This is a genomic window from Bradyrhizobium sp., from assembly GCF_035309285.1.
In the GTDB taxonomy this organism is placed as follows: Bacteria; Pseudomonadota; Alphaproteobacteria; order Rhizobiales; family Xanthobacteraceae; genus Bradyrhizobium.
This window is the reverse complement of record NZ_DATGFH010000080.1, coordinates 25,512-45,152: the sequence shown is the minus strand read 5'-3', so window position 1 is coordinate 45,152 and position 19,641 is coordinate 25,512. Positions and strand designations below refer to the sequence as shown.

Annotated in this window: 23 protein-coding genes, 2 tRNA genes and 1 pseudogene; 15 read left to right on the top strand and 11 right to left on the bottom strand. The window is 60.9% G+C overall.

Annotated features, from left to right (window positions below; translation table 11 throughout):
- Positions 1-6: 6 nt before the first annotated feature.
- Complete coding sequence (locus VKR55_RS16110; protein WP_324404899.1) at positions 7-1,257, bottom strand: Zn-dependent hydrolase; 1,251 nt, start codon at positions 1,255-1,257, stop codon at positions 7-9.
- Between the two features lie 755 nt (positions 1,258-2,012).
- Between VKR55_RS16110 and VKR55_RS16105 the strand changes: the two genes are divergently transcribed.
- The 4 genes from VKR55_RS16105 to VKR55_RS16090 all read left to right on the top strand — a co-directional run bounded on the left by VKR55_RS16105 (position 2,013) and on the right by VKR55_RS16090 (position 5,724).
- On the top strand, positions 2,013-2,567 hold the full coding sequence (locus tag VKR55_RS16105) for a cation diffusion facilitator family transporter (protein WP_324404898.1): 555 nt from the start codon (positions 2,013-2,015) through the stop codon (positions 2,565-2,567).
- 335 nt (positions 2,568-2,902) lie between these two features.
- Complete coding sequence (locus VKR55_RS16100) at positions 2,903-3,274, top strand: hypothetical protein (RefSeq protein WP_324404897.1); 372 nt, start codon at positions 2,903-2,905, stop codon at positions 3,272-3,274.
- 725 nt (positions 3,275-3,999) lie between these two features.
- Positions 4,000-4,143: a hypothetical protein gene (locus tag VKR55_RS16095; protein ID WP_324404896.1), complete on the top strand. Its 144-nt coding sequence runs from the start codon at positions 4,000-4,002 to the stop codon at positions 4,141-4,143.
- A gap of 423 nt (positions 4,144-4,566) precedes the next feature.
- Positions 4,567-5,724 carry a hypothetical protein gene (locus tag VKR55_RS16090; protein ID WP_324404895.1) on the top strand — a complete coding sequence of 386 codons (1,158 nt, stop codon included), beginning with the start codon at positions 4,567-4,569 and terminating at the stop codon, positions 5,722-5,724.
- A 123-nt stretch (positions 5,725-5,847) separates the two neighbouring features.
- Here VKR55_RS16090 and VKR55_RS16085 read toward each other — a convergent pair whose 3' ends face one another.
- The 5 genes and pseudogenes from VKR55_RS16085 to VKR55_RS16065 all read right to left on the bottom strand — a co-directional run bounded on the left by VKR55_RS16085 (position 5,848) and on the right by VKR55_RS16065 (position 9,130).
- Positions 5,848-6,261 (bottom strand): hypothetical protein, encoded by a 414-nt coding sequence (locus VKR55_RS16085; protein WP_324404894.1) that lies wholly within the window; start codon positions 6,259-6,261, stop codon positions 5,848-5,850.
- The gene (locus tag VKR55_RS16080; protein ID WP_324404893.1) at positions 6,262-6,921 is read right to left on the bottom strand and encodes a hypothetical protein; all 660 of its coding nucleotides are present in this window, start codon (positions 6,919-6,921) and stop codon (positions 6,262-6,264) included.
- Positions 6,922-7,028: 107 nt separating this feature from the next.
- Positions 7,029-7,634 carry a plasmid pRiA4b ORF-3 family protein gene (locus VKR55_RS16075; RefSeq protein WP_324404892.1) on the bottom strand — a complete coding sequence of 202 codons (606 nt, stop codon included), beginning with the start codon at positions 7,632-7,634 and terminating at the stop codon, positions 7,029-7,031.
- Positions 7,631-7,870: pseudogene (locus tag VKR55_RS16070) on the bottom strand (transposase domain-containing protein); the annotation flags it as partial. The pseudogene VKR55_RS16070 and the gene VKR55_RS16075, both read right to left, overlap by 4 nt.
- A 1,185-nt stretch (positions 7,871-9,055) precedes the next feature.
- Positions 9,056-9,130, bottom strand: a tRNA-Glu gene (locus VKR55_RS16065).
- 226 nt (positions 9,131-9,356) lie between these two features.
- Here VKR55_RS16065 and VKR55_RS16060 point away from each other — a divergent pair.
- Complete coding sequence (locus tag VKR55_RS16060; RefSeq protein WP_324404891.1) at positions 9,357-9,611, top strand: PilZ domain-containing protein; 255 nt, start codon at positions 9,357-9,359, stop codon at positions 9,609-9,611.
- A gap of 120 nt (positions 9,612-9,731) precedes the next feature.
- Positions 9,732-9,977: a porin gene (locus VKR55_RS16055; RefSeq protein ID WP_324404890.1), complete on the top strand. Its 246-nt coding sequence runs from the start codon at positions 9,732-9,734 to the stop codon at positions 9,975-9,977.
- Here the strand turns inward: VKR55_RS16055 and VKR55_RS16050 are convergent.
- Entirely contained in the window at positions 9,974-10,609 is a 636-nt protein-coding gene (locus VKR55_RS16050) for a glutathione S-transferase family protein (RefSeq protein WP_324404889.1), read from the bottom strand. The genes VKR55_RS16055 and VKR55_RS16050 overlap by 4 nt on opposite strands.
- A gap of 124 nt (positions 10,610-10,733) precedes the next feature.
- Complete coding sequence (locus tag VKR55_RS16045; RefSeq protein ID WP_324404888.1) at positions 10,734-11,186, bottom strand: VOC family protein; 453 nt, start codon at positions 11,184-11,186, stop codon at positions 10,734-10,736.
- A gap of 199 nt (positions 11,187-11,385) precedes the next feature.
- Here VKR55_RS16045 and VKR55_RS16040 point away from each other — a divergent pair, with 199 nt between their 5' ends.
- Positions 11,386-11,934 (top strand): hypothetical protein, encoded by a 549-nt coding sequence (locus tag VKR55_RS16040; RefSeq protein ID WP_324404887.1) that lies wholly within the window; start codon positions 11,386-11,388, stop codon positions 11,932-11,934.
- Between the two features lie 877 nt (positions 11,935-12,811).
- The gene (locus VKR55_RS16035; RefSeq protein WP_324404886.1) at positions 12,812-13,162 is read left to right on the top strand and encodes a GrlR family regulatory protein; all 351 of its coding nucleotides are present in this window, start codon (positions 12,812-12,814) and stop codon (positions 13,160-13,162) included.
- An 18-nt stretch (positions 13,163-13,180) separates the two neighbouring features.
- On the opposite strand, the gene VKR55_RS16030 is transcribed toward VKR55_RS16035, so the two are convergent.
- Positions 13,181-13,312, bottom strand: a complete 132-nt coding sequence (locus VKR55_RS16030; protein WP_324404885.1) for a hypothetical protein — start codon at positions 13,310-13,312, stop codon at positions 13,181-13,183.
- A gap of 250 nt (positions 13,313-13,562) precedes the next feature.
- Here VKR55_RS16030 and VKR55_RS16025 point away from each other — a divergent pair, with 250 nt between their 5' ends.
- On the top strand, positions 13,563-13,865 hold the full coding sequence (locus VKR55_RS16025) for a hypothetical protein (RefSeq protein WP_324404884.1): 303 nt from the start codon (positions 13,563-13,565) through the stop codon (positions 13,863-13,865).
- Between the two features lie 67 nt (positions 13,866-13,932).
- Here the strand turns inward: VKR55_RS16025 and VKR55_RS16020 are convergent, their stop codons facing one another.
- Positions 13,933-14,094, bottom strand: a complete 162-nt coding sequence (locus tag VKR55_RS16020; protein ID WP_324404883.1) for a hypothetical protein — start codon at positions 14,092-14,094, stop codon at positions 13,933-13,935.
- Between the two features lie 326 nt (positions 14,095-14,420).
- Here VKR55_RS16020 and VKR55_RS16015 point away from each other — a divergent pair, with 326 nt between their 5' ends.
- From VKR55_RS16015 to VKR55_RS16000, 4 genes are all read left to right on the top strand, one after another.
- Positions 14,421-15,182, top strand: a complete 762-nt coding sequence (locus VKR55_RS16015) for an SIR2 family NAD-dependent protein deacylase (RefSeq protein WP_324404882.1) — start codon at positions 14,421-14,423, stop codon at positions 15,180-15,182.
- Between the two features lie 319 nt (positions 15,183-15,501).
- Positions 15,502-16,158 (top strand): cold-shock protein, encoded by a 657-nt coding sequence (locus VKR55_RS16010; RefSeq protein WP_324404881.1) that lies wholly within the window; start codon positions 15,502-15,504, stop codon positions 16,156-16,158.
- Positions 16,159-16,267: 109 nt separating this feature from the next.
- Positions 16,268-16,344 (top strand) — tRNA-Pro (locus tag VKR55_RS16005).
- Between the two features lie 1,145 nt (positions 16,345-17,489).
- Positions 17,490-17,690, top strand: coding sequence for a hypothetical protein (locus VKR55_RS16000; protein ID WP_324404880.1), 201 nt, complete (start codon positions 17,490-17,492; stop codon positions 17,688-17,690).
- Between the two features lie 136 nt (positions 17,691-17,826).
- Here the strand turns inward: VKR55_RS16000 and VKR55_RS15995 are convergent, their stop codons facing one another.
- Positions 17,827-18,093, bottom strand: a complete 267-nt coding sequence (locus tag VKR55_RS15995; protein ID WP_324404879.1) for a hypothetical protein — start codon at positions 18,091-18,093, stop codon at positions 17,827-17,829.
- 201 nt (positions 18,094-18,294) lie between these two features.
- Between VKR55_RS15995 and VKR55_RS15990 the strand changes: the two genes are divergently transcribed.
- Both VKR55_RS15990 and VKR55_RS15985 read left to right on the top strand, forming a co-directional pair.
- A complete protein-coding gene (locus VKR55_RS15990; RefSeq protein ID WP_324404878.1) occupies positions 18,295-18,480 on the top strand; it encodes a hypothetical protein in 186 nt (61 codons plus the stop codon).
- 785 nt (positions 18,481-19,265) lie between these two features.
- Positions 19,266-19,517 (top strand): hypothetical protein, encoded by a 252-nt coding sequence (locus tag VKR55_RS15985; protein WP_324404877.1) that lies wholly within the window; start codon positions 19,266-19,268, stop codon positions 19,515-19,517.
- Positions 19,518-19,641 lie beyond the last annotated feature (124 nt).

The window sequence follows — 19,641 nt, the reverse complement described above, 5'->3', positions numbered from 1 at the left end:
CACCGATCAATCGACCCCGCCGCTTGCGCGTTGAAGCAGGAGCCGGCAGGCTTCGACGAACACCTCGGCACCGGTGATAATATCGGCATCCGCCGTGTTTTCCGTCCAGTGATGGCTGATTCCGCCGATCGAGGGTACGAACAGCATGCCGGCCGGCATGATCGTCGACAACACCTGCGCGTCGTGGCCGGCGGCGCTCGGCATCCGCACGGACTTGGCCGACGCATAGACCTGGCTGGCGGCCTCGATTGCATCCTGGAAGGCATCATTCATCAAGGCGGGCACGCCAGTCCTGATCCGCTCGACCGCAACGGCAACACGGCCCGCCGCGGTGACTTCGGCCGCCATGCGGCGCAGCTCTGCTTCCAGGCGGTCGATCACCTGCGGGTTATCGTCGCGGATCTGGAACAGCATGTCCGCGCGGCCGGGAATGATGCTGGGCGCGCCGGGATCGAGCGTGATGCGGCCGGTGGTCCAGACCGTGCGCGGCCCGCAGATTTTCGGGAAGGCCTCGTCGATCGCGACGCAGAACCTGGCGAGCGCAAGCCCTGCATCTTTGCGGATTTCCATCCGCGTCGTGCCGGCATGGTTCTGCTCGCCGGTGAAGGTGATGCGGTATTGCCAGATGCCGACGATGGAGGTGACGATGCCGATCTTGAGCCCGCTCGTCTCAAGCCGATCGCCTTGCTCGATATGGGCTTCGAGATAGCCGATGTGACGGCCGCGTTCCGCGGTGACGCGCGCGCGTCCGTTCAGGCCCACGCTCTCCAAAGCCTGCCGCATGGTGCGATCCGAGTTGCGGTCGCGCGCGGCGTCGATCTCGGCCTCCATGACAGCGCCGACAAAGGAGCGGCTGCCGAGGAAGGAGCCGAAATGGCCTTCCTCGTCGCACCATGAGGCGACTTCGACGGCGCCGGAAATTCCGGGATCGGCATTGAGCACGCGCGCGGCCTCGAGCGCATAGATGACGCCGAGCGGGCCGTCGAGCCAGCCGGCATGGTTCTGGCTTTCGAGATGCGAGCCGGCAAGCAGCTTGGGCCCGGCTTTCGCGCTGGTGCCGAGCACGTTGCCGATGCCGTCAATGGTGGCCGCCAGCTGGGCCTCGGGGAGGCGTGCGGCTAGCCATTCAAGCGAGCGCATATGCGCGTCCGAAAAGGTCGGCTTGTGCACGCCGGTCTTGTAGGTGCCGATCGCGCGCAGCGCGTTGAGATCGGCAAGGACGCGAGCGCCATTGGCGCGAGGGGGAGTGTCAGTCATGGGAGAAGATATTGACCTGCCAAACAGTGGATGACAACGCTTCGCGTTCCCGCGGCCTGAACGGTCCGGGTTGTACGCTCGCTTCTGCCCTCGAGAATTGGGAGGGCGCAGGGAACGCCGGGTGTCTGGCACACCCGCAGACTCGTGTGCGCAAATGTGCGCAAAAATGCACACGAGTTAAACTACAGGTACGCCGCAACAGTCCGGCATTCCCTGCGCAATGGTTTACGGCTTATAACGCGCTCTCCCCGGAGTGCCGGGCTTTCTAGCCTCCGTCGCCGCGCGGGCATAACCCGCGCGACTTGACACCAGCGTCGGGGTGTCAGGACCACACGTCTTCGCCGTCCGCCCTGGCCGCGCTCGTCTTGCGTGGCCACAACGTCCATCGCATCCCGCACCCCACGTCCGTGACGATCGCGATACGCCCCTCCGACGGGCGCGAGACGGGCGAAAGCTACGCCTGATTTGCGCTTCTGATAAAGAGAAATATTTTTGATGAAGGGGCTTGACATAATTGCGATTTTCAGAAGCTTGCCCGTCGGGCAAATCAGGTGCGAGTGGAAAGAGGCGTCCTCAAGCCGACAGTCCGCACTGGATCGGCCGAATGACTCCGAACTGACATCAGCACTCGGCGCGCGTATATAGATGGCATGACAGAATGTTACGCTCCGCCTCCCTTGGTCCTTCCGCCGCGTCCAGACCGGCTTTGGCTCATACGTGAAGCCTTTCGGCTCGAATGGCTGACGATCGGATGGATGGCAATTGAAGCCGTCGTTGCCATCAGCGCCGGCATCTTGGCTGGCAGTCTTGTCGTGCTGGCTTTCGGTCTGGACAGTCTCATCGAGTTGGTTTCGGCAGGCGTGCTCATGTGGCGGTTATCCGTCGAACTTCGCCATGGGCAGAGATTCTCTGAACGCGCCGAGCACGTTGCCAGTCGTATCGGTGGGGGTCTGCTGTTCGCGCTGGCGACCTATGTCACCGTTGCCTCTCTATGGCGCCTGTGGACGGGGACCGGCGAAGTATTTTCGTGGGTGGGCTTTATCGTCACCCTGATGGCGATTCCGGCCATGCGTTACCTGGCCCACCGCAAGATCGCGATTGCTGAAAGGATTGGAAGCCGCGCGTTGCGCGCGGATGCCATGGAAGCCGTGACCTGCGGCTGGCTGTCTTTTGTGGTCGTTATCAGTCTCGCTGCGCAATGGCTGACCGGCGCATGGTGGATCGATGCCGTCGGCTCACTGGCAATCGTTTGGTTCCTGGTCAAAGAGGGGCGCGAAGCATGGTCCGGCGGAGAGTGCTGCCGTTGCTGATTGCCGCCGTGTCTTTCACGACCCGCTTTTGATTATCATGGGCGCTCCGCGGCAGCAGCTTACCCTTTAGCAGCCTCGGCAGATCGCAAGATAGGGCTTCAGTTTCTCAATTTCTGCTTGATCGTCCAGCGGCTGTTTCGCCGATGATCCCTCAGTCGTAGCGGGCTTTTGCCTGACCCTGGACTGTTTTGCTGGGCGAGGCTTAGTGGGCAGCGGCTGGCCTGTCTCCTCGGCGTCCTCGACACCCACGGTAAAGCCATCGGAGCCGGCAGCGGGCTCCTGTAACGGAGACCGCTTGGCGATGCGCGGCGTGGGCGAAATGTTGTCGATGGACGGTGCCGGCGCGTCTTTGGCATTGGCAGGCGGTGGCGAGTTCCTGGCGGCTGCCGATCGTGCCAAACCTTTGGCTGTCGCTGTTTGCGGTGGAACGTCGTCTGTCGCTATTGGCGGAGAGGCGTTTTTGGCTGCCGATCGTGCCGAACCTTTGGCTGTCGCTGTTCGCGACGGAACGTCGTCTGTCGCCACTGGGGGAGAAACGTTTTTGGCGGCCTGCGGCGGCAAACCTCTGGCTGTCGCTGTTCGCGGTGGAACGTCGTCTGTCGCCATTGGCGGAGAAACGTTATTGGCGGCCGGTGGCGGCGAATCCTTGGCGGTCGGCGGTGGCGATAAAACGCCAGGACTCGCTGGGGTGCTGCACCACATATTGAGACCGCCCCAGTGACACCTAGCCGCTGGTGGCGAACCTTGGTCGGTCACCGATGGCGGCGGGGCAAGTGAAAGTGGTCGGGAAAGCGAGCTTTGGCATCGCGCACTGCCATGCAGCCAAAAACTGACAGACAGGAAACCAACGGCAAAGAATGCAGCGTTCTTCAATCGCATTCTGCAATCCGCTTCGCTGTCGAAATCACTGACCCCTTGGCTGCGGGCAATTTGACTACTCACATCGCGATCAAAAGGTGACCAAAATAGGGAGGATACGCTGGAGACGATGCGGGTGAGCCTCAGGCTGTCGAACGCGCAGAACCTGACACCATCGTCATACCGGCGGGAATGCAGAGCGTCGAAGTCCGGCACGCCATCGACGCCTGGGACCACCGCTTCGCCGTCGAGAAGCGCATACAAGGTCGATGCCGCGATCCCCCAACCGCTCGCAATCGCTTTACGAGCAGCTCTGCGAGATCCTTTGGTGATGCAAGCGCACCTTCGACCGCGGATCGCGGGCCGTCCGCGGAAGGGTGCACGCGATGGTCCCACCCGGCGATAGGGTGCTGCCCGTATTTGACCCGAGGTGTCCTAAAGTTGAATTTGGCAGTGTCCTAATTTTGCAGTCGCTGCACTGCATTAGGAAACATCCGGAGTTTTCTGAAACTGGCCATCGCAGTATTTATTGCGAATGGGCCGACACATCCTTTTCAAATGTCCGCAAACCGGTATGAACGTGCAGCACTGGCTGGCCGAAGGAATCGATCCGGACGATCCGAGCGGCACCTACGACACTGTGGTCTGTAGGGCCTGCACAAGGCTTCATTTCATCAATAAAGAGACTGGCAAGCTGCTAGGCCAGGAAGACGAATAAGGCCGCCCGGGACGGATGGGTGCTGGTCCCTCGGTTCCACGCCCACCCGACTTTGCTTCCGCATCGTCCACTTACGGGAAGTTCCGGCGCTTGGCACTATCCCACTACCGGCGACGCGGCACGTGGCTGCCGGCAAGAAATCTGGTTCCGCGATTCCGCCTGCAACCTGCGCTGGAACCGAACCAGCCAACCTGCCGGGTTCGCCCGTAGCGCCACGCCCGTAGGACCACCGGCCACTGATAATGCTAGAGGAAATCCGACAAGATTTTTCATCGGAATGTAACCACTGGTTGAGGATGTGCGTGCTATTAACTCGCCGGAAGTGCAGTCGCCGCCAAATTCCACGCACGAGCAAAGCCTTGCCGGCGATCGCTGGATCTGGATCGAGGAGCGTGTTGGCCTTAGCCTGGAGCCGTTGATGCGATGAGCGGATCGGATCAGATCGCCGAGAACCTCAGGCAGTATCTGCGGAAGCTGTCGCCGCAGGTGCGCAGCCGTCTGCTCGCCGAGCTGGAGCGGCTGCATCTTCTCGGCGAGGACATTCCGCATTCGGAGCCGCTGATCGCAGCGTTGCGAGCCGAGTTCCGCAACACCGGCCAGAGCGAGTACCGCATCGGCAATCCGTCACGCTATTTCTTCGAGCCGCTTGAGCCGGTGCTGGTGGATGGCGCGCCGGAGCGGGCGAACGCCGGGCAGATTGCGCGCGGATCGCTGGCGCCGATCTGGAGCCTTGTCACCGAGAGGCTGTTGCCGAGCATGGCCGCGGATTACGTGGCGCAGGCGAAAAAGGCCATCACCTCCGAGAACCGCGAAGAGGCGCGGCAGATCGCGGCGGCTTTCCAGAAGAAGATGCTCACCTACCTCGACGGCATGCTTGGCACGGCCGGGGGAGAGGCCGACGTGCGCGCCGGGCTATCGGCCTATACCAGCTCGCATGCGGCCTTCGATGAGCTGAAGAAGATGCTCCGCTACATGCGCATGCAGCAGGAGCTTGCGGATTTCACCCGCACGCTTGCGCCGCGGATTGCCAAGCTGGAGGGCTCGGTCCTTTCGAAGATCATGGATGCGCTGGTCGCGCTGAAAATGAAGCGCGCCGATGCGTTGCCGTTCGCGCTGACGATCGTCGCCAAGCGGCTCGAGACGCCCTGGGAGCTGATCCTTCTTGCGGCCAATCCGGCCGGAAGCCGGTCGGCGGCGGTGATTGCGAAATCGCCTAACGCGGCTGCGGTCTCGATGGTTCTCGACCAGATCGAGGAGAAGCGCCAGCTCCTGCTGTTTGCGCTGAAGAACAATCGGGTGATGCAGGCAAAGGAGATCGTCAGCCAGATCTACAAGATCGAGAGCGTCGTAAAGGAGCGGATCGACCTGAAAGGGTCCGACTGGGACGGGCGTCTTCGCAATCTGATGGCGGCCGTCCAGGCCACGCTCGATGCGGAAATCAACAGCATTCCGACCGATCACCAGCACCTCATGCATGTCCTGGAATCGCCGAGCCTGCGGCCGCATTCGGTCGGCGGTCGTATCAGCCAGTTGTTCGAAAAGGGCCGCGCGGCGCTGACCGGCGCCGGCAGGCAGCGCTGAAGCGAGCGGTCGCCTACTGCAGCGCCAAGGAACTGCCCCGCCGCTTTGAACTGTCATCGCGTGGTAGAGGGTAGAGGCGACTACATTCGGCGGGCTGGCCTCCCTGCGGAAGGACAGGGCGCTTCAACCCAGCGATGCCTGATAGACAGCACTCACGATCAAAAGCGGTATGATGCAAGCCAACCAACTCAAGAACACACCCACAAGGAAGGTCCACAGAAACGCAAGACTGCTCGAAACTGCACCAACGTGCTCGCCGCGTGTTCGCCGTTCGGAGACTGACCGCCAGTAAGCAATAGGTCCAAGGACCGGCGCGCCAAGAAATTTAGCATAGCTCCGTAAGAACGCGGCGGCGGCTCCCGGTAACTTGGGTGCCGTGTCACGCACACCGACGAAAACCGACGCCACTGCGACGATCAGCACGTAGAGCAACGTCAGTGTCACGACAATGACCGCCAGCCACCTGAACCCGGCCAGCACCGCGCCCGCTCCGAATAGCAGGACACAAAGTATTAGGATCAGCAGCAGCACTATCATCTAGGCGGCACCTGTATCGTTGCAGCGGTAGTTCGGGTTGAGATTGAAGCCCGCCATCACTACTCTGTTGCGCTCGAGTCGCTCTCGACGGTCGTTCTCGATTTCAGCTATCTCATCCTGGAACGATGTTCTCGGCGTGTAAAAATTCGGCCGCGTAGGCGGGGGTATTTTGTACCGATGACAAAGCGCGTCGATTAAGTCGAGCGCTCTTAGCCCAAGCCTTGACCAATGTTCCCTACGATACTCAAAGAACTCGAAAAAATCCGGCGGATCGGAATCTTCCGCAACCGAGGACAAACCTTCTTTGATGCCCTCTAATCGGTTTGGCATCGACAATATTTCGTACATCAGATGACGAGAGAGCGCTTTGTAATCTCCATCGGAAGGGAGGGTGAGCGTCGGATCGGGCACGGTGCTCTCACTAATCCCTTCCTGATCTTCTCTAAGCGGATCGTGAACCGCGTTGTAGCAACCATTGATGAGACCATCAAAAGCCAGCACTAAGCGCATGGCAAGGTATTCAGCGTCCTTCCTCTTTTTGCTCGCAGCAAACCGATGTTCCTTGAGCCAGGATATCAGCGTCACCGCAAGCTGGCCGGACACAGCAATTACGCCTCCTAAAGCTACTTTGCCGACATCAGAAGTGAAGAATTCCAGCATGCCACCCGTCGCCCCTGCGGTGCTGATTTGGTTCGGCCACTATACTACCAGACAGCGAGCCGCTTGCTGAGCTATGCAAAACGTAACCATCCGGTAAGCGCCGCGGGTTAGGCAGAGCGGCGGCGCTTTACGGCGGGTTGGCGCGACCATCGCTGCGCCAGATCGGCGACGTCTTCGGACAGCCAGTCGATATCGACGACATGAGGGTTGAAGTCGTCTGCCAACCATTCTTTGAGCTCGCCGTGGCGCTCGTGGCTGGGATCGGCGAGGGCCTCGAGGAGTTCGCCATAGCCCCAAGGACCACCGACGTCCTCGGGCGGGCAGTGGCCCTTCGCCTCGATCAAGCGCGGATAAAGCATGCCCGGTTCGGGATCGATCAGGCGTTCGATCTTGATCGTGTGCTCCCAGCCATCGCCGAAGTCGTAGAGATACTTCACAGTCTTTGTGCCGATGTCTTCGAGGATGTCGCCGAGCTGCGCTTTGCGAGCATCCATGAAGTCACCGCCCCAACCCGCATCGGGATCGGGGGTACTCCAGCCGACGCCGCCCGCGCGGATTTCGTACAGATGGCTGTTGGTCCAGCCCATGGCTGCCTGGATGGTCAGATGCAGCCGGTCGAGCCGAATATCGAATGGCACCTCGACGCGGCGCAGGACCACGGGCTTGACGTCGTCGAGAGTGATCTTGAGGCGGGCGATGGTGGCGGCATTCATGCCGCCACTTTACGACGTTCCATCTCGGCGGACCAGTTCCACGGCAAGAGCTCGGCCAGCCTGTGGATAGCGTGATCGTTGATGTGCGCCAACACGTCGGCGAGCCCGGCCTGCGGATCAACGTCGTTGAGCCTACAGGTTTGGATCAACGTCAGCATGACCGCGGCACGCTCGCCACCGCGATCGGAGCCGGCGAACAACCACGATTTTCTTCCGAGTGCAATCCCACGCAGCCCGCAGACGCGAGCGGGACAATTGGAGGCGATGGCCTGACGGGTCGCCGGTCGTCGGCGCCAGCGACACAGGTATCACGCGCAGAGCAAACGGCCCCGCTCATATGGTCGGATGAGCAGGGCCGCCAACCCTTGGGTTTCCTCCGTGGCAATTAAATTACGGTGCTTGTCCGGAGGCACTGAGTTGACTCCCGCCTGCGCCACGAGTTCCGAAATTCTGCCTCAGTGGCGCGTGCCGGTATCATCGTCGGGGTACGACGCGGCAGGCGGCGAGCTTTGTCGCGCTCGGCGCGGACGAACAATCTTGCGTCGCGCTCCGCCAGTTTCTCCGGAAAGCAGGTCAGGCCTTAAGCGGCGCGCGCCGGCGGCTAGTGGCTTGAGAGCCACGCAACTGATTGATCTAGCGCCAATCGGCGCCAGGGCTGAGGGATCGCCGCTTGACGCTGGTGGACCTCTTCACTGGCTTGGGTGATCCCGGTGATAGTTTTCTGATCTGCTCGCGCAATTCGTCTAATTCGTTCAACTGAACAAGGAGATTGGCGGACTCATTGGCAAAAGCGGCAATACGCTCCCGGAGAGAATCCATTTGAAAACTCCAACTAACTTAAATCAACGGCCCCCACCAGGACACGATCGCATGGATTGCCTGAAGGCTGCATGAAATATCTTACAAAACCCGTAGTATTACGGCGGCGATAAACATCGCATGGCGCGGGGCTCCGGTCCCGCGCTTTCCATTTCAGGACCAATCTTCCCTCATGATGCAGGCTGGTCTTCTAACCGGCCTGATAGGCATCGAATGCATGAGCGAGAAACACGGCGGCGCTACAGCAAACCAGAAACGCAATAACGAACGTCATGAACGCTATACTCCCCATTCTGGGTCAGCGGAGGAAGCATAGGCGCCGCTTTATTTCAGGAGCGTTTCGTTGCGCTTGGGAAATGGTTTCAAGCGCGCGGCGTTTTTGTGGCGTGATGGCTCGAGCCCAAGCGGTCGAAAACTTCCGCAAAAGCAAAACGGCCTCAGTACATCCGGTGTGTACCGAGGCCGGCGGCCCCGAGCAGGGGGCTCGGGACAAAGGGGGCCGCAATCGCAGTTTGGCCGGTGTCGGGACGCTGCGTGAGCTTCCAGATGGGCTAGTCCGAAAGGATGGCTAAGGCCTACGGCATCCCGGGCAGGCCGATTGCTGGCGCTCCCTAGCGGAATCGAACCGCTCTCTCCACCGTGAAAGGGTGGCGTCCTGACCGATAGACGAAGGGAGCAAAATCCTCGTTTAATCAGTTGCTTGCGGCGAGGATTTCACCGTGCGGACAAGGACGCCAAGGGCGTTCCGCCGGCCACGGCGGGCGAACGTATAGAGGCGTTTGCGGAAGCGGGCAAGCGCCGGCGGCACGTTTGCCGGCCTTAATGGAACGCTCGACTATTCAATCAAATCAACGGTTTTGAAAGGTCCCCGGGCCTAGGTGTGGGCTCCCAAGAGAGCGGACTATGTCGGCACCGAGGAAACGGGAATCGCGCAAGCTGTTGGGCCAACCAGCGTGGATCACGCTGGAGGGCGGTTTTGCGGCGCGCCACTGCGTGGTGCAGGACATTTCGAGCTCCGGCGCCAGGATCAGCATCGACAACGCCGCGGCACTTCCCGCCACCTTGCGCCTGGCGTTCGCCCGCGATGCCCGCACCGGCCACAAGTGTCAGGTGATCTGGCGCCGCGGCCGGTCGGCCGGCGTCAAGTTCGTGCGCTGAAGCGCGAACGATTTGGCGCTTTGGCTCTTTTGTTGGCGCAGGATCTCCGCGCAAGTGTGGGGCAGGCTTTTTCGGGATCGTGCGCTGGTTTTGGCCATCTTGCCGCGCTAAAGAGCGCGCATGCAAAAGCGCTTTGTCTTCCTCGTCACCCTTGCAGCGCTGATCGCGCCGGCTTCGGCCGAACAGGCGCGTCCGCTGAAGTTCGATCAACCGGGCAACGGCAAGACATTGCCGGTGAAGCGGCCGAGAACGGTCACTTCCTGCGCGGCCTATGGCGCGGGCTTTGTGAAGGTCGCCGGCACCGATACGTGCGTGAAGGTGGGCGGCTCGATCGGTGTTGGCGTCGCGGGCAGCGTCGGCCGCTAGCTCATCGGCGTCGCGAGCTGCTTCGAAAAGCTCGGCCGGCTGGCGATGTCGGCGTACCAGCGCTCGACATGCGCAAATTTCGGCTTGCTGATGCCGGTGAATCCGAGCCAGCGCCGCGCGTAGGCGCCGACCGCGACATCGGCGATGGTGAACTGATCGGCCTCGACATAGCGCCGCGTCGAAAGCTGGCGATCGGCGATCGCCCACACCGGCGCCTCGGCGTCGACATCCTTCTGGATCTGCGTCATGTCCTGCTTGTCCTTCGGGGTTCTGATCAGCGCCCAGAACACGGGGCGATCGACCGGCTGCACGGTCGAGAGCGTCCAGTCGAGCCAGCGGTCGACCGCGGCGCGGCGCTGCGGCTCTTGCGGATAGATCGGCGTGCCCTTGCCATAGGCCATGCAGAGATAGCGCATCACCGAGTTGGATTCCCACAGCACGAAATCGCCATCGACCAGCGTCGGCACGCGGCCGTTGGGGTTCATCGCCAGATATTCGGGCTCGTTGTTCTTGCCGAACTGCATGCCGGCATCGATGCGCTCATAGGGCACGTCAAGCTCGGCCAGGCACCACAGCACCTTCTGCACATTGACCGAATTGGTCCGGCCCCAGATCGTCAACCCCTTCGCCACGTCTCGCTCCCGATATGAATGATTGGCTTGTGCCGTACATAGTCCAAATTTGACAAGCGCGCGCGAAAAGAGCCCCGCGTTGTGCGCGGGGCTCTTTTGTGCTCGCAAGCGCCACCATGTCCATTCACCAGTGGCCGGTGTTCGGCATCGAGGTCCAGGGCTCGGCCGGCGGCTTCGGGTCGCCCTTCTGCAACAGCTCGATCGAATGCAGATCGGGCGAGCGCACGAAGGCCATGTTGCCGTCGCGCGGCGGACGGTTGATGGTGATACCCATCTTCATGAGCTTGTCGCAGGTCGCGTAGATGTCGTCGACCTCATAGGCGAGGTGGCCGAAATAGCGGTCCTCACCATATTTCTCCTCGTCCCAATTATAGGTGAGCTCGACCAGCGGCGCGCCGCGGGTCTGTGGCTGGCTCTTGAGCCGGTCGACGTCCTCGGGCGCGCACAGAAACACCAGCGTGAATTTGGCCTTGTCGTTGTCGATGCGGCGGACTTCCTTCAGCCCCAGCGCATCCTGATAGAATTTCAGCGCGGTATCGAGATTGCGCACGCGCAGCATGGTGTGGAGGAAACGCATTGTTGTTCTCCCTGACGGACGGTTTTTGGTTGGCGGCGTTCAATAGCAGAAGAACAGGCGCGGGGGCAGGGGGCCCACGCGCGCGCAGCCCTGTGTCGGGCAGGGGCGTTCTCAGCGCAAGACGCCGGTCGAGCCGGCGCGTGCCCCAACACGGCATGGGCTGCAGCTCGAAGACGGTCCGTCGCTAGGCGGCCAGCACTTGCCGAGCAAAGACTTGCTGCGTCAGGACTTGCTGAAGCGCAACCGCCTGCTCTCGACTGTGAACCGCTATCGCCGTGTGAGTGTAGTCGGCGATCTCGTGGCTGTTCGCGATCCGATCGAGGATCTCGTGGCCCTTGATGACGTGCAACCCGATACCTTCGATGGCGCAGGGAAAAATGCCGAGGACCACGTCGTGCTCGGTCACGACAACGCGCAATGCGCGGCCCTTGTCTTCGGACATCTGGATGAAATGACGGGTTTCGTCCGCGAGCCCACGCAGTGCTTCAAAATCAATCATACGCGTACTCCACACAACAAACTCAATGGATTCTACCAACAACATGCTTACCGAAACATAAAGGAGGTGGCGCGACGGGCTGAGCGTGCGCGAGAACCGATTGTTAGGATTTCGCGCCGGCCGATTTGCGAGAATCCGATTCGTTCTTTGGGAACGAAATGGAGTCAGAAGCGGAACAAAGCATCACGCGAGCGGAAAGCTGCGCGCGGGCAATTCATCGCCCGCGACAATTGGGGCCGTCTGATCTGACGGAAGCCTCTCCCGGTTCCGCCTGAGTCTTTCCGATCACGTGTGCTCTGCAAACCACAATTGATGAACAAAGCTCAAGCGATTGTGACCTGTGGATTGCGGGTGATTTTACGAATCAACTAGACCGGTCGCGGGGCTGGGAAGCGGGGTGTAACAATGAGAGTCGCTTCCTTGGAGAGTGTGTTGATGGTGGCCACGCTGGTGTCGGCCGTCGTCGTGGTGGTGTGGGGACTGAGAATTCTCTACGGCACTTGAACAGGCAGAACGCTTGCGTCGCTACAGCAACCTTCAAAGAGGGGCTCCCGGCACAGGCAACTCCGCGGCGGCGGAGGTCTGCTGCTCAAGTCGCTCACCCTTTTAAAAAGCTTGGCCTATTGATCGCCCTTTCCGTGTTTTTTTCGGAAAGGAGCGTTGCAGAAAAGACTCAATCGACGGCGTAGAAAAACGCGCGTGCCGAAAGTCATTGACGGCTAATCCAACACGGCCCAGAAGAATGACAGTCCTCACCAATGCGTATTGAAATCGGTTCACGGCCACACGCTTTCGCGGGTGAGCCGCAACAAAGTGTTTGGTTCAAAGCTCTGATGCGGTTTGGCCTTTATCTGATGATCGCGGCGTTCGTCATCATGGGCGCGGAAGTCGCCTACGCGCTCTACCAATTGGTGATCCTGGTATTGTAGACCAGCAACGCGGGCGGTCGCTGACCCCCTTCGCCAGCGTGGCGCAAGCGCAAGCGCCGGCTTGCCGGCAAGCGTGCCCATGGGCTTGACCCGAGGGGTCGCACGCAAAAGGACAGGGGTGCGCAAAGCCTGCTTCTCCTCACCTGTTGCAGCAGTCTATAATGGAACACGGAGGAGGGGACCGCGGGCGTCCTTTGATGAAGAACGGACTGTTTTCAATCCATATCGAGATGCTGGACGGCGTGAAGGGCCACGACAGCGGGGTTACGATCCTGCGCGACGGGCATCTGATCAGCGGCGGGCCTTATTTCTGGTCGGTCGGCTCCTACACGGTCGGCAATGGCACCTGGAAGGGCTATTTCGCCACCAACCAGCACACCGATTTTCCCGATCCCTTCGTGCGGCCGCTGTTCGGAAAGCAGGAGGTCACCAGCGGATTTTCCGGAACCTATACCGACGACGGCGCCGAGGTGTTCGGCACCACGCTGGTCGGCGGCAACCGTTCATTGAGTTTCAAGGCGACGCTGAAGCGGCTCGCGGATCTCTAGCCACCGCTTCTTGCACGGCTAAGGCCGCGGCGGCGAGCCCATGGAGGACGCGGGCTTGTCGTCCTTGGGCGGCGATCTGCGCAGAGTGGCAATCGCGATAAACCCGCCAAAGGCGAGCACGTCGAGCAGGACTTCCAACCACGCCGGCATGGCCGCCCCCTTAAGGACAATCGGATCGGCAGCGCAAAGACCCCGCCGCCATCCGAAGACGTCGACGGGGTCTGATGTGCTCTTGCCTCTCCAACGCAGTCATAACGTGGCAAGCGCGGTTTCGTTCCGCCAGACCTGCCAAGAAATTATTGCAGAAAATTTAGACGGGTTCCCCTGACCGTGATCGGTTCCACCGCAACAATCGCCGTCGCGGATCGTTGGTTCTACAGCCTTTCAAGAGGAGGATCACATGAGGAAAACATTGGTTGTTCTGGCGACCGTTGGCGCCGTCGGTGCCGCCGCTGTTGCAGCGCCGGCGCCGGCTGAGGCTCACCACTTTGGACCGGGCCTCGCATTCGGACTCGCTGCCGGCGCGCTGGCTGCGGGCGCGTTCGCTGCCTCGCAGCCCTACTATTACGACGACTACTATTACGGACCTCGCACCTACTACTCGCCGGGCCCGTATGCGTATTACGGCGGGCCGGTCTACTACCACCACTACTACCACCCCTATTACCGGCATCACTACTACCGCCACTACTATGGCTACTGACGGGCGCTGACCTGTCAAACAAAAACCCGGCGCGAACTGCGTCGGGTTTTTTGTTGAACGCGTGCGTCTATCGCCAGTGCGGTGACTTGCCCTCGCGCGCTTTGCGCAAGGTCACGGTGAAATATTCCTCGCGCTCGCGCTGAAATTTCTCCTGCATCGCCTTGAAGCTTGCCACACGCGCGGCGATCTCCTCGCGTTCCTTCGCGAGCCGCTGTTCCTGTTCCGTCATGCCCATCCCTTTTCTTGATTGCGACTCAGATGAGTCGGTCCCGTGATCATTGGCGGCTCGGATTGGGGCGCGATTGCGGAGAGGGCAGTGCCGGATTGTGATGTGCACATGCTGATGAAAAATTTGCGTCGCGCCTTGAGAAAATCTCAACGCGCCTAACGCTCCGCGATGGATACGAGTTCCACCATTGTTGTGGTGCGCCGAGCCGGTCAACCGAAGTCGTCTGAGGCGACGCACGGAAACGCAGGGCGCCAGCCGCGAAATCCGCTTGGCCGTGCTATATAGCCCGCACGGCCTCTCGTTCCAGATAACGGATGTTCGCGCCCATGATCGCAGGAGACCTTCAGAGCGCTGTGGAGCAACTTGGCGAGTTTATCGCCGGTGCTTCCACCATCGTGCCCTTTACCGGGGCCGGGATTTCAACTGAGTGCGGCATTCCTGATTTCCGCTCGCCCGGAGGCTTGTGGACACGCAACCGGCCGATCCCGTTCGACGAGTTTGTGGCGAGCCGGGAGGCGCGCGACGAGTCCTGGCGGCGGCGCTTTGCCATGGAGCCGACACTGGCGTCGGCGAAACCCGGGCGCGGCCATCGCGCGCTGGCGTCGCTCTACCGCGCCGGCAAGGTTCCTGCGATCATCACCCAGAACATCGACAACCTGCATCAGGCTTCGGGCTTTGCGCCCGACCATGTCATCGAGCTCCACGGCAACACCACCTATGCCAGATGTATCGGCTGCGGCCGCGCCTATGATATGCCCTGGGTGAGGCATCGTTTCGAGACGGAGGGCGGCGCGCCCGACTGCACCGACTGCGACGAGCCGATCAAGACCGCGACGATCTCGTTCGGTCAGGCCATGCCGGAGGAGGCGATGACCCGCGCGGCCGAACTCGCGCAACATTGCGATCTCTTCATCGCAATCGGATCATCGCTCGTGGTGTGGCCTGCGGCCGGTTTTCCCATGATGGCGAAGAACTGCGGCGCCAGGCTCGTCATCATCAACCGCGAGCCGACCGAGCAGGACGAGATGGCCGATCTCGTCATCCCCTTCGACATCGGCGAGACCCTCGGGCCTTTCGTCGGCAATTAGTGCATGTTCCAGGTCGGCGTGCCCGGCATTCGATCGTGGGGCGTGGCTGCCCGCTTTTCGAAAAGATCATGTTCAATCAACAACTAGAGTGCGATGACGCGCGTCCGATCGGGCGCGAGCCGCGTTTGATTCGGCCCTGTGCAAGACTGTTCATAGGTTCCGGCGAATCCGTTTTTTATCTATGCGCCGTAGACGGGGATGTTATCTTTTGATTCGTAGAGATTCGCGCGATTCATCACCAGAAATTTGGATGGAGAGCGCGCTTGGTGCGGTCGCAAAGCGCGGTGGACCGCAAAAATGATGTGTGGGGTCCGGGGTTATGGGGTCGGACGGATTTGAGTCCAAGAAGGGCGGGCCGATGTCAGGCGGGACATCACAGGGTCGCCTCGGAGCGAACGAGTTCGCGAGCAGTGCGCCACGCGACGCGGCGATGGAAGCGCTGTCGGGCTTGGGTGAGACCGCCAATCTCGTCGAAATCTCCGGCGTCATCAAATGGTTCGATGCCTCCAAGGGCTACGGCTTCGTCGTCCCCGATAATGGCTGGCCCGACGTGCTTCTGCACGTTACCGTGCTTAGGCGCGACGGGTACCAGACGGCCTATGAGGGGGCGCGGGTGGTGGTCGAATGCGTGCAGCGCGCCAAGGGATACCAGGCGTTCCGCATCCTCTCGATGGACGAATCAACCGCGATCCATCCGGCGCAGATGCTGCCGCCGCGCACTCACGTTACCGTCACGCCGACGAGCGGGCTCGAGCGGGCGCAGGTGAAATGGTTCAACCGGCTGCGCGGTTTCGGCTTCCTGACCTGCGGGGAGGGCACGCCGGACATCTTCGTGCACATGGAGACGCTGCGCCGCTTCGGCATGACCGAGCTTCGTCCCGGCCAGTATGTGCTGGTGCGCTTCGGGCCCGGCTCCAAGGGCATGATGGCGGCGGAGATTCACCCCGAGACGGGCTCGCCGGTCGCCTCGCACTAGGCGCCGGCGAGGTCGCCGTCTTCGGCCGCGTCGCACTGGTCCTGACACCCCGATGCCGTCCAGCCGTACCTTGCTGCCGGCGCTTTGAGCGTGTTATCGAACCAGCAATCGGGGTATAGCGCAGCCTGGTAGCGCGGCAGTTTTGGGTACTGCAGGTCCGCGGTTCGAATCCGCGTGCCCCGACCATCGAAATCAATCACTTAGAAGACAATTCGCCGCCGCAATCTTCCCAGAAATCTCGATTGGGAAGGCTATGGGAAGCGACAGAATGCTGCGGTCGCCTGCGCTCTGTTCTGCGCTGGACGGTGATCGTCTGCCTCTACGTCTTGGCGCTCGCCGGCTGCATGCGGCTGTCCGATCGCTTCGGTTTCCCTTGGACGCCGTAGAGGCCACCCTTTCGGGCTAGCACTTCTGGAAACTCACATCGCATCCGGACTTGGGGCAAACTGCGATCGCGGTCCTTCATCGTACGAGTATGCGCGATCTACGACGGCCACAGCGGCGGGTCTGGACACCTGAGGAGGACAAGGAACTGCTTCGTTTGTCCGCCCAGATGCACCCGTATCGAATTGCGAAGGCGCTGCGGCGGACGAAGCTCGCAGTCGAGGCTCGCTTGGCGCGTCTCAGGCGCTGCGCGATCGACGCCGATGCAAAATGAATGCGCGAGACCGAAGCCCCGCGCCGGCCACATTTTCCCGTTCTGCCTAATCGCGTGTTCAAATGTGGAATGGGACAACCATGCGCAAACTGCTTCTTGGAATCACGCTCACGGTGCACGTCGCCTTAATGATCTCACCGGTGTCAGCATTCCCCCGGTCGCCGACTCATCCGCTCGTGCAGGACATCACGAACAACGTCGATGTCATCGAAATAAAAGGCGGTCACGGCCGGGGTCACGGTCACGGCTGGGGTCACGGTCACGGCTGGGGTCACGGCTACCACTATCCGCCACCTGGCTGGAGCCACGGTCGCAAGACGGGCTGGGGCGGTTACGGCTGCCCGCCCGGTCTAGCGAAGCAGGGGCGGTGCTGAGGCTGCCCTCCAGGGCAAAAAGAAAACCCGCCGACGTGTGGGCGCCGGCGGGTCAATCAAATCACCAATGTCGCGGTACGCGATGCCAGACCCGCGGTAGCCAAAAGCTACGCGGGCCGGGTTGATATCGCGTTATCGCCTCAGCCTTCTGGCGTGTGTCGCCAGCCCCTGCCCGCTAAGCTCTCCGACAATTTGTAATTGACTCTGATGGGATTCAGCCTTTTGCTGCTTGCAAGTTAATTTTTAGGCTTATCCACAAGCTATCTCGTTTTTCCTCTAATGGTTTTGGGGAGACGAAAATGAAACTCTATTTGAGGCGCCTAGATCTGGCCATCGCGCGGCTTGGAATACTCAGACGGACAGAAGCTGATCTTCACGCGCAGTTCCTCGAACTAATGGATCTACGCCAGCAGTTGAGAGAGGCGCAGCTTTCAGCGGATCTACAAGATGCAACGCGGGCCCGAAGGCCCGCGCCAGATATTATCGCCGCAGTCGCCTAGCGTGAGACGCCAGCCGCTGGCGGTTACGCTTCCGGTGTGATCGTCGCCGGCGCTTCATGAGCGTGGGCGCCTCACGACAAGCTTCGGCCGCCCCTGGTCGCGTGCAAATTGATCAAGTCCTCTTTTGACATCGTCATCACGGCATGGGCGAAGCGCACATCAACGCCGCGGCCGTGCCAGGCCTCCCCACCGGGTGACTGCCGACGGCAATGCAATAGGTGCTGTCTGAGCCCTCTTGAGTGAGCGCAATCCAGGTATTCCCCTGTAATGACGGACGCGCCTCGGACAATTCGCGGGCTAGATTCTCGGCGGCATGGAAGGCCTGCAACTCGGTCTCAAACCGAAGGCCAAACGGATCATCGATATTACTTCCACCGCGAAGGCCAAGGAAGAAACGCTTCATCTCCTCCTCCTGCAGCTTCAAGTGCACAAGGCAAACGCCGCGAAGGTTCCTAAGGTTCGGCATGCCGAAGCAATTGCGGTGAATGATTAGTTCACACGGTCGGCCGCAATTGGCGAGAAAAATCTGCGTTCGCGACGGAACTGAATCGCAGCTTCGCTCTTCTCACTTGTGCGCGGTAGGTGGGTGAAGTTGGGGTCCCCGATGTCCGAGAGTCGTTATCACGCGCGCCAAGCAGCAATTGCGCTGCTCAAGATGGCAAAGACAACTTCCGATCCCAAGATCGCAGCTGGACTTATCGAGGCCGCCGCCGATCTCAAAGACCAAGCGGGCGAATTGCCGCCGCCAGCCCCGGAGGCAAAACCAAAACGCGCTTTAGACCCGCAATAAGAGGAGGAAAACTAGAGGCCGCCTCAGTTGGCGGCCTCTTTCATACCACGACGTGCGGTAGCCCGGCGCCCCTCTGCACCCCAAGGGATTGATGATTTGCGGATAGCGGGATGGCAGCGGAATCATGGACGCATGGCGAGCGTCCGACTGATCAAACACGAGGCCGTCCCGAAGTGCGGCAGCTATGAAGTCCGGTTTTCGGACGGCAGGCCTTCCCGGTTCTTCTATTGGGATGACGAGCCGGGGCGCCGGCTAAGGCCTGATCTGCTTACCGGCGAAATGGCCGAACAGCATACTAAGACACTTGCTCGAGCCGAGCGAGACAAGACCGGGTCATGACCTGCCAACGCTGCGACGGCAGTCTGTGGGTTTGCGAAAGCCATCCCGAACGTCCTTGGGAAGGCGAGCACGCTTGTGGCTGCGGGGCTCTGGGGATGCCCTGCCCAAACTGCAATCCGAGCGATGGATTGACACCGCCACGCATGCCACCGGGATTTATCCCTGACGATGATACCAGCACGTGCCACTGAGCCGGAATTTCGGAACTAGAAGCGCGGCGAGGAATCGACTCATCGCTCCCCGGTAAAAGAAGCCCCCCAAACCCATCCGGGGAGCCAACCGCAAGGTTGGCGGCCCCGCTCCTCCCCAATGAGTGGGGCCGTTTGCTTCGCGCGATCCGCGCGAGACAAGGCTGGTGCTGACGCCAGATTATTGCCCCTGTGAGGCCGTCGCTTAGCACCCGATCGTTCGCAAGTTTGCCTCAACATCACGCTTGGATCGCCCCGATGTCTTTCCTCACGAAGGCATCATCGGAATGCCCCGCGGCCCTTGGTCCCCAGGACAGCCAAGGGCCGCACTCGTTGGCGGTTGGATTCGCGATTCGCGGCTTGCAACCCTATCTTCACCGCATGCCCCGCAAACCTATCGAACTGCCGTCCGAGGTCGCGCGCGCTTTTGTCCGCGATATGCGCGCCTTCTTCGCCGAAAAAAATAGCATCTTTTGGATTTCCTGCTCTTTCGATTGCAGTGTGATTTGAACCACAGCCATTGCCGCGCCGACGGATACAAGGGAGCACCGCCCTCGTCCTGACCTGTCGGCGCATCCTTGTGCGGTGTCTTCCAACCCGCGTATGATCGAATTTGCTTCCGGAGACCAACACC

Excerpts from the sequence above, each read along its gene's own strand:
- VKR55_RS15985 (WP_324404877.1), top strand. The coding sequence starts at position 19,266 with ATGTCTTTCCTCACGAAGGCATCATCGGAATGCCCCGCGGCCCTTGGT.
- VKR55_RS16030 (WP_324404885.1), bottom strand. The coding sequence starts at position 13,312 with ATGCCGGCGTGGTTGGAAGTCCTGCTCGACGTGCTCGCCTTTGGCGGG.
- VKR55_RS16055 (WP_324404890.1), top strand. The coding sequence starts at position 9,732 with ATGCAAAAGCGCTTTGTCTTCCTCGTCACCCTTGCAGCGCTGATCGCG.
- VKR55_RS16015 (WP_324404882.1), top strand. The coding sequence starts at position 14,421 with ATGATCGCAGGAGACCTTCAGAGCGCTGTGGAGCAACTTGGCGAGTTT.
- VKR55_RS16105 (WP_324404898.1), top strand. The coding sequence starts at position 2,013 with ATGGCAATTGAAGCCGTCGTTGCCATCAGCGCCGGCATCTTGGCTGGC.
- VKR55_RS16090 (WP_324404895.1), top strand. The coding sequence starts at position 4,567 with ATGAGCGGATCGGATCAGATCGCCGAGAACCTCAGGCAGTATCTGCGG.
- VKR55_RS16110 (WP_324404899.1), bottom strand. The coding sequence starts at position 1,257 with ATGACTGACACTCCCCCTCGCGCCAATGGCGCTCGCGTCCTTGCCGAT.
- VKR55_RS16075 (WP_324404892.1), bottom strand. The coding sequence starts at position 7,634 with ATGAATGCCGCCACCATCGCCCGCCTCAAGATCACTCTCGACGACGTC.
- VKR55_RS16025 (WP_324404884.1), top strand. The coding sequence starts at position 13,563 with ATGAGGAAAACATTGGTTGTTCTGGCGACCGTTGGCGCCGTCGGTGCC.
- VKR55_RS16045 (WP_324404888.1), bottom strand. The coding sequence starts at position 11,186 with ATGCGTTTCCTCCACACCATGCTGCGCGTGCGCAATCTCGATACCGCG.
- VKR55_RS16010 (WP_324404881.1), top strand. The coding sequence starts at position 15,502 with ATGGGGTCGGACGGATTTGAGTCCAAGAAGGGCGGGCCGATGTCAGGC.
- VKR55_RS16000 (WP_324404880.1), top strand. The coding sequence starts at position 17,490 with ATGAAACTCTATTTGAGGCGCCTAGATCTGGCCATCGCGCGGCTTGGA.
- VKR55_RS16085 (WP_324404894.1), bottom strand. The coding sequence starts at position 6,261 with ATGATAGTGCTGCTGCTGATCCTAATACTTTGTGTCCTGCTATTCGGA.
- VKR55_RS16060 (WP_324404891.1), top strand. The coding sequence starts at position 9,357 with ATGTCGGCACCGAGGAAACGGGAATCGCGCAAGCTGTTGGGCCAACCA.
- VKR55_RS16035 (WP_324404886.1), top strand. The coding sequence starts at position 12,812 with ATGAAGAACGGACTGTTTTCAATCCATATCGAGATGCTGGACGGCGTG.
- VKR55_RS15995 (WP_324404879.1), bottom strand. The coding sequence starts at position 18,093 with ATGAAGCGTTTCTTCCTTGGCCTTCGCGGTGGAAGTAATATCGATGAT.
- VKR55_RS16020 (WP_324404883.1), bottom strand. The coding sequence starts at position 14,094 with ATGACGGAACAGGAACAGCGGCTCGCGAAGGAACGCGAGGAGATCGCC.
- VKR55_RS16095 (WP_324404896.1), top strand. The coding sequence starts at position 4,000 with ATGAACGTGCAGCACTGGCTGGCCGAAGGAATCGATCCGGACGATCCG.
- VKR55_RS16080 (WP_324404893.1), bottom strand. The coding sequence starts at position 6,921 with ATGCTGGAATTCTTCACTTCTGATGTCGGCAAAGTAGCTTTAGGAGGC.
- VKR55_RS15990 (WP_324404878.1), top strand. The coding sequence starts at position 18,295 with ATGTCCGAGAGTCGTTATCACGCGCGCCAAGCAGCAATTGCGCTGCTC.